This window comes from Lactobacillus sp. B4015 (genome assembly GCF_026536055.1).
Taxonomy (GTDB): Bacteria; Bacillota; Bacilli; order Lactobacillales; family Lactobacillaceae; genus Lactobacillus; species Lactobacillus panisapium.
The window spans coordinates 276,853-288,492 of the sequence record NZ_JAFNOY010000002.1; the positions used below are offsets into that span (position 1 = coordinate 276,853).

The 11,640-nt window shown below is 35.7% G+C and carries 11 protein-coding genes; 2 read left to right on the top strand and 9 right to left on the bottom strand.

Annotation, left to right across the window (positions count from 1 at the left end; translation table 11 throughout):
* Window positions 1-185 precede the first annotated feature (185 nt).
* Window positions 186-1,193, top strand: coding sequence for an alpha/beta hydrolase (locus J3U71_RS03045; protein ID WP_220269126.1), 1,008 nt, complete (start codon window positions 186-188; stop codon window positions 1,191-1,193).
* Between the two features lie 69 nt (window positions 1,194-1,262).
* On the opposite strand, the gene J3U71_RS03050 is transcribed toward J3U71_RS03045, so the two are convergent.
* Genes J3U71_RS03050 through J3U71_RS03070 form a run of 5 tightly spaced genes read right to left on the bottom strand, consistent with a single transcriptional unit; the run spans window position 1,263 to window position 4,750 of the window.
* Window positions 1,263-2,111: a PTS system mannose/fructose/sorbose family transporter subunit IID gene (locus J3U71_RS03050; protein WP_220269127.1), complete on the bottom strand. Its 849-nt coding sequence runs from the start codon at window positions 2,109-2,111 to the stop codon at window positions 1,263-1,265.
* The gene (locus J3U71_RS03055) at window positions 2,108-2,929 is read right to left on the bottom strand and encodes a PTS mannose/fructose/sorbose/N-acetylgalactosamine transporter subunit IIC (RefSeq protein WP_220269128.1); all 822 of its coding nucleotides are present in this window, start codon (window positions 2,927-2,929) and stop codon (window positions 2,108-2,110) included. The genes J3U71_RS03050 and J3U71_RS03055 overlap by 4 nt, the downstream gene beginning before the upstream one ends.
* Before the next feature lies 1 nt (window position 2,930).
* On the bottom strand, window positions 2,931-3,431 hold the full coding sequence (locus J3U71_RS03060; RefSeq protein WP_220269129.1) for a PTS sugar transporter subunit IIB: 501 nt from the start codon (window positions 3,429-3,431) through the stop codon (window positions 2,931-2,933).
* Window positions 3,432-3,447: 16 nt separating this feature from the next.
* Window positions 3,448-3,867 carry a PTS sugar transporter subunit IIA gene (locus J3U71_RS03065; protein ID WP_267392477.1) on the bottom strand — a complete coding sequence of 140 codons (420 nt, stop codon included), beginning with the start codon at window positions 3,865-3,867 and terminating at the stop codon, window positions 3,448-3,450.
* A gap of 19 nt (window positions 3,868-3,886) precedes the next feature.
* Window positions 3,887-4,750 (bottom strand): class II fructose-bisphosphate aldolase, encoded by an 864-nt coding sequence (locus J3U71_RS03070; RefSeq protein WP_220269131.1) that lies wholly within the window; start codon window positions 4,748-4,750, stop codon window positions 3,887-3,889.
* Window positions 4,751-4,919: 169 nt separating this feature from the next.
* Here J3U71_RS03070 and J3U71_RS03075 point away from each other — a divergent pair, with 169 nt between their 5' ends.
* Window positions 4,920-5,666, top strand: coding sequence for a DeoR/GlpR family DNA-binding transcription regulator (locus J3U71_RS03075; RefSeq protein WP_220269132.1), 747 nt, complete (start codon window positions 4,920-4,922; stop codon window positions 5,664-5,666).
* 1,413 nt (window positions 5,667-7,079) lie between these two features.
* Here the strand turns inward: J3U71_RS03075 and J3U71_RS03080 are convergent.
* The 4 genes from J3U71_RS03080 to J3U71_RS03095 all read right to left on the bottom strand — a co-directional run bounded on the left by J3U71_RS03080 (window position 7,080) and on the right by J3U71_RS03095 (window position 11,149).
* Window positions 7,080-7,883: an ABC transporter ATP-binding protein gene (locus tag J3U71_RS03080; protein ID WP_220269133.1), complete on the bottom strand. Its 804-nt coding sequence runs from the start codon at window positions 7,881-7,883 to the stop codon at window positions 7,080-7,082.
* Window positions 7,861-8,778, bottom strand: a complete 918-nt coding sequence (locus J3U71_RS03085) for an ABC transporter permease (RefSeq protein ID WP_267392476.1) — start codon at window positions 8,776-8,778, stop codon at window positions 7,861-7,863. Before J3U71_RS03085 ends, J3U71_RS03080 begins: the two co-directional genes overlap by 23 nt.
* A 29-nt stretch (window positions 8,779-8,807) precedes the next feature.
* Window positions 8,808-9,779: an ABC transporter substrate-binding protein gene (locus tag J3U71_RS03090; RefSeq protein WP_220220688.1), complete on the bottom strand. Its 972-nt coding sequence runs from the start codon at window positions 9,777-9,779 to the stop codon at window positions 8,808-8,810.
* A gap of 398 nt (window positions 9,780-10,177) precedes the next feature.
* Window positions 10,178-11,149, bottom strand: a complete 972-nt coding sequence (locus J3U71_RS03095; RefSeq protein ID WP_267392475.1) for an ABC transporter substrate-binding protein — start codon at window positions 11,147-11,149, stop codon at window positions 10,178-10,180.
* Between the last annotated feature and the right edge of the window lie 491 nt (window positions 11,150-11,640).

The following is an 11,640-nucleotide window of genomic DNA, read 5'->3' on the forward strand; positions in this document are numbered from 1 at the left end:
TGTTTGTAACGATGATTATAATAAAACTCAAAAATAGCTTTATTTAATACGATGCAAATCTAACTTTTTAAGAAAGATTTTTAATAAAAGTTTGGCATGCACATGTAACTTATTGGTAAAGTAATTATACATACATATGTCTATTGATGTGATTTAAAATAATTAATCATGAATGGGGGCAAAAGATGATTATTAAGAATACTGTATATGGTGAACGATGGGGGCTTCTCGATCCTCAGGTTCTAAAGCGAACACAATGCAAACCGGAGTTTACTGATGAAGAAGCAAACAAAGTAATTGATTTGACTCAAATTGATTTTACGGAAGTAAGAAAAAGTATGGGATCTCCTAACAAGGATCTAACTACTACTACAGTTATTGAAAAAAATATACTTATTGAATGTAAGAATAGGTTTTTACCTGCTGTGGTTTGTAGACCAGGTAATGAAAAAAATATTAAAAATGCTTGTGTTTACTTTCATGGTGGAGGTTTTATCGGTGGAAGTAGTAGCACTTTGCTAAATCAGTGTCGCTTAATAGCGGAAAGAGCAAAATGTGTAGTAATTTCACCAGATTATAGACTAGCTCCTGAAACACCATTTCCTGGTTCTCTTAATGACGCGTTAGAAATTGTTGAATGGACAATTTCTAACCAAAAATATCTCGGTTTTAATAATTCGCAAGTTTTTGTTGCTGGTGATAGTGCAGGAGGAAATTTAGCAGTTGAATGTGGGCTACTAGATAATAAACACTTAATTAAACAGGTGATTTCAATATATGGAGCTCTAGATTTACAGAAAGTTGAACAAACTCTTTATAATTGGAATTATTTATTCTATCAAATGAATGAAAAGCATCGTAATTATATTCACACAAGATTAAATAAAATTATGTATGTTAACAACTTAATGAAATTACTTTATGTTGGAAATGCTAAAGCAACTGATCCATTAGTTAGTCCAGTATATTCAACTAATTTTGTCAATATGCCACCGGTAACTATGATTGAAGCGGAATTTGACTACTTTTTACCAAGTAATAAGTACTTTGTAAAACTGCTTCAGCAAAATAACGTTGAGGTCCAAGAAATATTATATAAAGGACTAGATCATGGCTTTTTTGATCGACTAGGTTATTTAAAACAGAGTGAAGAGACCTGTGTCGATATTGCTACTATCATTCAAAATCGTTGACTATTAAATTGTATACAAAAAGTCGAGAACCAAAAAATTGAAGTTCTCGACTTTTTAAATCTTAGTTATTTATGCAATACCCAATGCACTGAGTAGGATACAGAAAACGATTAAACCAATGATGACCACTGTAAAGTTAATATGTTTTTTGGCAATTAACCAGTAGCAAACTAAAGTGATTATCAACGGGACTAGTCCTTTTAGAAGCGAGTCAAGAATGTTTTGAACATTAATTACTTGCCCCCCACCGACATGGAAAACTAGTTTCGTCTTGAATTGGACGAGGCTACTAGTCATACCTCCTAACATAATCAGACCCAGTGTTCTTGCCGCTTTGGTAAAGATCGTGAGAAGTCCTGACGAATACATTTCGGTGATGTATTCCGAACCAACGGAAAAGCCCAACTTGGTCATTTCCCAACGACACCATTGTGCCGGAATATTGTATATCAATAAGAAGACAAACGGTGCCAAAACATTGCCTTGCATGCCAAAAGTCATAGCCACGCCAGCAGCAATGACCCGCAAAATACCCCAAAACAATGTATCACCGATACCTGACATTGGCCCCATTAAACTAGCCTTAACGGCACTAATGGATGAAACATCATAGTCATCATGCATAGCAGCCTGCTTTTCCATTGATGCCACAAGACCCTGGCAGAATGTACCAACATATTGAGTTATATTATAAAAGACGATGTGCCTTTTAAGGGCTTGGCGCTTTTTGTCAGAGCCATCCTTATAATAATGGTCGATAAAAGGCAGGATTGAATACTCAAATCCCGAGCCATATTCGTTGGCATATTGCAAGGGTGCACCAATTGTCAATGATCTAAGGTAAAGTTTGCGCAAGAGTTTTTTATCCGTAGGTGAAATTGTGGTGCTTTTATTTTTAATACTAGTTTCACTGCTCATGATAGAAAATCCTCCTCTTCTTGTTCATTTGACGTTTTGTTATTTACTATTGCTGCATTTTTTTGGTGTTTTAAGTCGAAAATATCTTTATCGTAAAAAGCGAACACTACTGCAAATACTAAGCCAATAATTCCAACAACAAGTAGTGGTAACTTGACATATTCAACTAAGATGAATCCTAAAAAGTACCACACCGCCAGTTTCTTTTCCCAAACCATGCTAAGCAACATTGCGAAACCAGCTGCCGGAAGAAGGCCACCAGTCAGTCCCAGTCCATTTTCGACAAATGCTGGTAGTGACTTGATGAAAGCAGCTACTGGCTTGACACCGATAAGAACTGTGACAAAGACTGCTGCAAAAAATACAAGTGACCTGGCAAACCAGACGCCATAGTGAAGCCAAACTAGTTTTTTCTCATTGCCCTTATCTGCGGCGTCAGTCCATGAATCTTGAACTAGGGAAAACAATACATAGGTACCAACCTCAAGTAAACCACCCAATAACCCCATTGGTATAGCAAGCGCAACGGCAGCTTTGGTATCGCCTCCGCCAATTATTGCATAGGCTACTGCTAAGACGGTGGCAACGGAGGGATTGAGTGAAACAGCTCCCCCAACGTTGACCGCACCAATAAAAGTCGCTTCAAGCATCGCTCCTAGGATAATTCCCGTTTGGAGGTCGCCTAAAAGCAGGCCGACGAGTGGACCGACAACAATAGGCTGGTCAGCCATATTTTGCCCGATTAGCCAGTCGCCTCCGTAACAAATAAATTCAGCTAAGCCACATAAAAAAGCGGCCCAAATTATATTACTAGTCATTTTAGTGCTCCTTCAGTATGCTCGAAAATGCTTCTGCTTTATCGGTTGGTATCACTTGATGAACTACTTTGGCATTAGCACCTATTAAAGCTTTAGTAGCTTCCTCATCCTCTAAAGTCAATAATATTGAACCTGTTAGTTCAGTCTTTTTGCTTTTATCAATACCATCAAAACGTCCAACGTTTGCAATATTTATTCTTTCAACACCTTGTCTGTCCAAGCCTTCATAGATTCTTTGTGCGTCTTTTACCTTATTAACCACCACAAACATTGGTATGCTTTGTGCCTTCGGATTTTCAAACAATTTGATTGCATCGTCAATATTCCGTACAAGAACTTTTGCTGTTCCCTGCACTGACATTTTTAGTGCGCTTTGTTGCATCTCATTTTTGCTGGCTTCATCATTGGCAACAACAATATGACTTGTTCCCAAATGACCCGGCCAGGTTAGTGCGACCTGGCCGTGAATTAACCGGTCATCTACTCTCAGTTCTTTAATCATAAAATCGCATCCTTAATCAATTTAAAAAAACATCGTCTTGTTCATCCTTTTCTGGCCTAACCGCTTTGACAACTTGTAATTGCTTTCTTGCTTCTGTAACTATTTTTGAGCACTTTTCCTTCGTTAACGGTTCAGTTTCGAGTACCAGTGACAAAACTAAAGGCAAATTTACGCCAGTAATCAGGATAAAGTTAAATTTTTTGAGTAAAAGCGTCATTTTTTGATTAACACTACCACCGAAAATATCCGTCATAACAACGACAGAATTTTTATAATTTTCTTCTGATAAAAATTGTTTAGCTTCTTTGGTCCAGTCACTTTCATCGACATAAGCATTAATAAACTTGACATTATCTGTCAAACCACTTAGAAACTTGGTGCTGTTGTAAAAACCTTCAGCCAGAGTACTATGAGTGATAATTAAAAATTTGTTCATAACTATACCTTTTTATATACTAAGCCTTGTTTGCTGAACCAAAGACTCTTATTTTATTCTTGATATCTTCTTTAACCAATTCCATTATTTTCATATCGACATCATATAAGAAAACTTGCTCTTTCTCACGCTCATTGAGATATTTTCGCAACCCGTTAGTGACATTAAAAGACATTACGGAATAGTAATTTATTTTGCTGATACCATTTTTAATTGAATTTCTGTATTCTTCATCGGTTAAACCAGAGCCACCATGAACAACTAAAGGAACTGGGACTGCACTTGAAATTTCATGTAGACGATCGAAATTAAGCATCGGTTTTTCGCGATAAATACCGTGAACTGTTCCATAAGAAATGGCCATAGCATCAATGTTAGTTTCATTGTAAAACTTTCTTGCTTCTTCTATGGTGGTATAGTTGTCTGTTAAGTTGCTATAATCCGGTTTGCCATCACCGCCATCGTGCGTCATCACACCTACTTCTCCCTCGACGCTTGCTCCAATATCATGTGCGAATTCAACGACTTCTTTGGTCTTTTCAATATTTTCGGTCAAAGATTTTTGCGAAAAATCAAGCATTACTGAACTAAAGCCCAAGCGCAATGCTTTAATGCAAGTTTCCATGTCTGTACCATGATCTAGGTGAACAACAACTGGTACACTGGCATTTTCGGCTAAGTCGAGTGCCAGCTTTCCGCCTTCTCTTAATGGCAAATAGGGAAAATGCGATTCTGCAATCTGCAAGACTACTGGAGAATTTTCTTCTTCTGCTGCTTTAATGATGCCACGCGCAGTATTCAGGTCTGCATAATTAAATGCACCAACCGCATAGCCCTCCTTTTTTGCCTTTGGTAAAATATCATTTAAAGTTACTAATGTCATTTTTAACCTCCATTAATGTTAATTATATTTGTATTCGCTTTCATTACTAATGCTATAAATCTATCTATATTTTTTCAATAGATGACAATGATATTGAAAATATGTCAAAATGAATAAAGAATTTTTCAAAAATTGACGGATTTGTTTCATTCTTAATCGGAGGCCTACTATGAATAAGCGACAAGAGTTTTTATTAACGCTTTTAAAAGAAAAAAACTTTTTAACTATTACTGAAATTTCTAAATTATTGCATTATAGCGCTAGTACAGTTAGACGAGATTTAAAAGTTTTGTCAGACAATGATTTAGTGCAGCGCATTAATGGAGGAGCTTTTGTTTTAAAGCCAAATGAAATAGAAACTCCAACAACTATTAAGCAACACCTTAATATGAGTGAAAAGAAATATATTGCTTCACTTGCAGCAGGTTTTATTGAAAATAGACAAAATATTTTTTTAGATGGCAGCAGTACAGCAAACACACTTTCACATTTTTTAGGAGCTTTTAAAGATTTAAATATAACTACTACGAATTTAGAAACAGCTATTTATTTAAATTTACATACTCAGAATAAAATTAATGTTTTAGGAGGTACACTGATTGATACATATACTAGTGGCATGATTACGGCGAGTTATTTAAAAAATTATGTTTTTGATATTTCTTTTATGTCTTGTCGTGGAATTAGTTTAAAATATGGCATAACTGATAAAGTAGAATCAGAATCAAATTTAAAGCATGCCCTGTTGGAATGTACTAAAAAAATGATTTTACTAATTGATAATACTAAGTTTGATCAGGTTTTACCCTATAAAGATTGTGAATTAAATCAACTTTCAGCGTTAGTAACTGATAAAAAGCCAACAACCAGTTTTAATGAACTGTTTGAGAAAAATAAAGTTGAAGTGGTTTATTAATGAATAGTTAGTAATTTATTTTGACATATTAGTATCTCCCTATTAAAACAACAGACTTGATTTTTAAATTTAAGCAAAACCAGTTTTTGCAAGAAGTCAGCGCAAATAAATTAGAGATTAAAAGCTATTCCTAAAAGTTAAAAAAATTGGAATTAAAATGACATGTTATTAAAGATTACTTTTAGGAAAACTATGTAATTAATTAAGATTTTCAGATTTTTTATTTAATAGTGGTGAAGCTATATTAAAAATGTTGAAACTTTTACTTGTATTATATAAAAAGGTATGCGCTCTTTTGCGTTCTAAAAGAGCTTAAGTCTGACTTTATTTTTATCTATTCGCTTAAAGTTGTGGGTTCAGTCTTTACAAATTTTGACCTAAACCTAACAGTAAGAGTACAACAACTGCTTATCATATATTAAACTTAAGAATCATTTGTTTTATATAAAGAGAAACCTAGAAATTAAAAGTTTTAAATTCTTGATAACAAAAGATATGGATTAAAACTCTTAATTGAAACAGTTTCACACTTTTGGACTAAATTACTACTATACTAAATTTATCTGAAGATGAATAGCTTAGTTTTGACCAAACAAAATATATTAAATAGCTAACGCTGTTTGCTAAATAAAAGTTTTTAAACTAAAATTGGGTGATTAGTCAATTGCTAATAATGATACTTCTTAAAAAATCTATTTTGCTTTTATTATTTACAAAAAAGCGATATGATATCGTAATTCTTTTTTAATCATTAAGAGACATGTTTAAAAATGAAATGTTAAATACTACTTATTTGTACGCGACTAGTTAGATTATGGTTAAGCATAGGATTTTCCAATTTAATTATTTATTGAATTTTCAACATAATTTGAAGGTCGACAGTTAATCTTGGTTACCTGTAAAATCTGGAGTTTTCCTGCATTGTTGAATAGATATGAGTTTAAGCTGATTATGAAGGTTAATTTAAATTATTGATTAGAATTTTCGAAATTTTGTTAACATTATTCAGCGTAAATTGTCAAGTACATTATAGATAAAAAGAGAATAGTTATTTTTAAACGTTATTGAGCGCTGGTTAATTAAAAAATAAGTGAGCTAGATGCAAAAAAACTATTCAAGGATAATATTTGAACCTCAATTCCATTTGACAAGAATAGTTTAGTAATTATTAGGAATTTAAGGGTAACGATAATATATTTTTTACCTAATAGAATTAATAATTAAAAGCGATTTAGATAAAAGTGCAAAATTAATTATTACTGCTAACGTTAAAAGCACTACAAAAAACGCACCCAAGGGTAAACTATTCGGTTAATTCGATGTTCTTGATTAACTGCATAAATGCAAGTGAAGCCGTTAATAAAAAAAATAACAATCTGAACTTTGTTCAGATTGCTTTTTTTTAGTTAGTATTTAGGCTAATAACATCGCATCATCGCCAACTTCACTACCAACTTGTTTTTGGAACAGTTCCATTAATTTGGGTACGGTTAGGTTTTGCTTTTCTTCACCAGCCAAGTTGATAGCAACACGTCCCTGGTGAAGCATGATGAGACGATTACCATAATGAATCGCGTCCTCCATGTTATGGGTTACCATGAATGCCGTTAAGTGCTGCTCACTAATTAATTTTTGCGTGAGTTCCATCACCGTAATGGAAGTTTTAGGATCAAGAGCCGCGGTATGCTCATCTAATAAAATTAAGTCAGGTCGCTGCAAGGTTGCCATAAGCAGGGTAATTGCCTGCCTTTGACCACCAGAAAGCAGACCAATTTCAGTTTCCAACCGGTTTTCCAAGTTTAAATTCAGCTGGGCTAATTGTTCTTTAAAAAACTTGCGGTCCTGTTTTTTAACTCCTGGTAAAAAACCACGGTGTTGGCCCCGTTTCATTGCTAAGGCCAAGTTTTCTTCAACCGTCAGTCTGACTGCTGTTCCCATCTTAGGATCCTGAAAGACCCGGCTAATATTTTTGGCCCGTTTGGTTACAGGTAATTTGGTAATGTCATTGCCGTTCAGGATAATTTGTCCTTCTTGGATCGGGATCGTGCCAGCAATACTATTTAATAAGGTAGATTTTCCGGCACCGTTACTTCCAATAATTGTTACAAAGTCACCAGCTTTTAAGCTGAGATCGATCCCTTGTAGTACGCGGTTTTCGTTAACGGTCCCACGTTCAAAAGTTTGGTGTAAGTTTTTAATCTTTAGTACTTCCGGCATTCTTGTTTCCTCCTTTTAGATTACGCGGTAGGTGAAAGTTAGGCAGGGTTAGACAAACAACTAAGACCAAAGCCGAAGCTAATTTAGCATCCGATGGTTCGACATTCATCTGGAAAACTAGTGCTAAAATCAATCGGTAAATAATTGCACCGAGAACTAAAGTCAGCAAACGACCCCAGATTGGTAAATTCCGTACAATGACTTCAGCAATAATAATTGAGGCTAAACCGATAACTAGGGTTCCGACCCCAGAGTTTAAATCTGCGAAGCCGTTATTCTGGGCGAGCAGTGCTCCTGAAAGGGCAATACAAGCATTAGAAATCATGTAGCCTAGAATTTTCATTCCTTGAGTTTTAATTCCATTAGCAGCACTCATTTCCGGATTATCGCCAGTCGCACGCATCGCTAAGCCGATTTCCGTGCGGAAGAATACTACCAATAAGCCGATGACAACTAAAGCAATAATTAGCCCCATCACGATAACAGCATTATTCCTCGTTAAGCCCCAGTTTTGGGCAATAGTAAAAATGGTCTCTTTACCTAATAGTGAAACATTAGCTGCATTTTGCATTACCCGAGAAGTAATGGAGTATAGGCCAGTCATTGTGATAATTCCAGCCAGTAATGATGGAATGCGTAATTTAGTATTTAAAAATCCTGTTACCAGGCCAGCAATCATGCCGCCTCCAAAAGCTGCTAGTGTTGCTAAAATCGGATTAACTCCTTTAACAAGGCACATTGTGGCAATTGCACCACCTAAGGGGAAGCTTCCTTCAGCAGTCATATCAGCTAAATCTAAAATACGAAAAGTTAAGTAAACCCCAATGGCCATTAGTGACCAGAGTAATCCTTGTGAAGTTGCAGAAAGAAATAATTCCCAAAAAGTATTTAACATTGTTTTGCGTTCACGCTGCCTTTCTAAACTTATTTTGGTGCCTTAATGGTTTTAGGATCAATTCCTAAAGCCTTGGCCATCTTGTGGTTAACAACCAGTTTTAATTCATTTGCTTTTTCAACTGGCATGTTTGCTGGCTTAGCTTTACCCGCTAAAATTTTAGCTGCCATTTTACCAGTTTGTTCACCAAGTTTTTCGTAGTCAATTCCGATTGAGGCTAAACCACCGGTTTTTACTTGATCAGTTGAACCTGCTACTAGCGGAATCTTCTTTTCCTTAACAACTTTACCAATAATCGAGGAAGCTGAGGCAAATGTATTATCAGTTGGAACGTAAATTCCCTGAACCTTGCCCGCCAAAGTTTCTGTTACCTGCTGAACATCATTTGTAGTGTTGGCCGTCTTAACTAACACTTTCACACCGGCTTTTTTGAGTGCTTTAATTGCTAAATCTGCCTGGATTTTGGAATTGGCCTCGCCGGCATTATACATGACGCCAATTGTTTTAGCCTTGGGCACAATTGATAATAACAGCTTAATTTGTTTATCAATTGATACCATATCAGTGGTTCCAGTAACATTTCTGCCGGGTTTTGCGTCTGAATTAACGAGCTTAGCTGCTTTTAAGTCGGTTACTGCAGTTACGACAGTTGGAATATCCTGTGTGGCATTAGCAACGCTTTGGGCAGCCGGTGTAGCAATTCCTAGAATCAAATCTGATTTTTCGTTAACCAGTTTTTCGCTCATACTCTTTAAATTATCTTGACTGTTTTGCGCGTTTTGGTAATCAATTTTAAGGTTTTTACCCTCAACATAACCTTCTTCTTTTAAACCTTTTTTAAAACCTTCGTAGGCTTTATCAAGGGAGGGATGCTGCACAACTTGCAGCACACCAACATGTTTGACAGTTTGGCCGCTATCACTCTTTTTGTTATTACTACAGCCGCCAAGTAATAATAATCCTGCTAAACCAAGTCCCGTAATTAATTTTCTAATATGCATCTATTAAAAATCCTCCATAAAAAAATACCCACTTACTTCTAAGTGGGTATACAAACATTGTTTTGTAAATTAATCGTTGCGATTAGCCACTTAGAGTTATGTGGCTAACCGTAATCAAATCGCTCTAGCCATCATAGATAAATCCAAACTTGCGTTTCATTTGAACTCATCTTGATGAATTCAAATGCTATCTAAAGTAGCTAAAGTAATAACGGTTATTCAGTTGTGATTTTTGATTTATATTCATGATCAAAAGTACCTCCAACCTTGATGAAAAAATTATAAATTATTAAGATTTTAAAGTCAAGAAAAACCTGGCTGATAAAAAAGCTATGTGTGAGTAAGCTCAATAATAATCCTGTTAGAAAGGGCATTTGAGCTTGGCTAATTATTTAATCTTAATTTTTGGGAGCCTTGATTGATTTAGGATCAATTCCCAGGGCTTTGGCCATTTTTTTATTAACCACTAAACGCATGTCGTGGGCTTTTTCAACCGGCATATCAGCGGGTTTTGCTTTGCCAGCTAAAATCTTAGCAGCCATTTTACCCGTTTGTTCGCCAAGGGCTTCATAATCGATGCCAATTGATGCTAGGCCACCCGTCTTAACCTGATCAGTTGAACCCGCAACTAGTGGTACTTTTTTCTCTTTGACCACCTTGCCGACAACTGAGGCTGCCGAGTCAAAAGTGTTATCGGTAGGAACGAAAATTCCTTGCACTTTAGAGGCTAAGGTTTCAGTTACTTGTTGAACATCATTAGTTGTATTAGCTGTTTTAATCAGCACCTTTACTCCGGCCTTTTTTAGAACTGCAGTTGCCATGTCCGCCTGAATTTTAGAATTGGCTTCACCGGCATTGTACATAATTCCGATTGTTTTTGCTTTAGGCACAATTGATAACAGTAGGTCAATTTGGCGTTTGATTGAAACCATGTCGGTAGTACCGGTAACGTTTCTACCGGGCTTAGCATTGGAATTTACCAATTTGGCTGCCTTTAGGTCGGTTACGGCAGTGACAACTACCGGAATATCTTGCGTAGCGTTAGCCACACTTTGTGCGGCGGGAGTAGCTATTCCTAAAATCAAATCAGATTTTTCCTTAACTAACTTATCGCTCATGCTCTTTAAATTATCCTGACTGTTTTGAGCATTTTGGTAATCAACTTTGAGGTTCTTACCCTCAACATAACCTTCCTCTTTCAGTCCCTTTTTAAAACCTTTGTAGGCTTTATCAAGCGAAGGGTGCTGAACTACTTGTAATACGCCAACATGTTTAACAGCTTTGTTATCGTCAGCTTTTTTACTGCTGCATCCTCCCAATAAAAGTAATCCTGCCAGACTGATTCCTGTCATTAATTTACGTAAATGCATTTTTTTCCTCCAATAAAAAAATACCCACTCATTTCTAAGTGGGTAACACAAGATTGCCTTGGGATTAATCATTCATTGTTAATGCAAGATTAGCCACTTAGAAAGTCGTGTGGCTAATCATACTTAAAAAGCTATAGCCATCACTGATAAATTCAAACCTTGATGTTTGAACTCACCGTGATGAATCCAAACCTTTACCTGTAATAGCTATAGTAATAACGGTTATTCTGCTGTAATTGATGATTTCTAGTCTTAATCATTGAAATTACCTCCAACCTTTGATGAGAAAATTATAAAATATTAAAAAATACAAGTCAAGACTAAATTTTTAGTTTCTACTCGGTACTAATTGGGGGTAAAAACTACCTAATTGTTAACAGTAGTTATTTTTTAAATTAATACGTACCAAAAAATAAAAAGGGGCAACTTTCCTTACGTAATAGGACGACTAGCCGATTTACAATGCTTGCTAAAAATTTAATTTTTGCAAA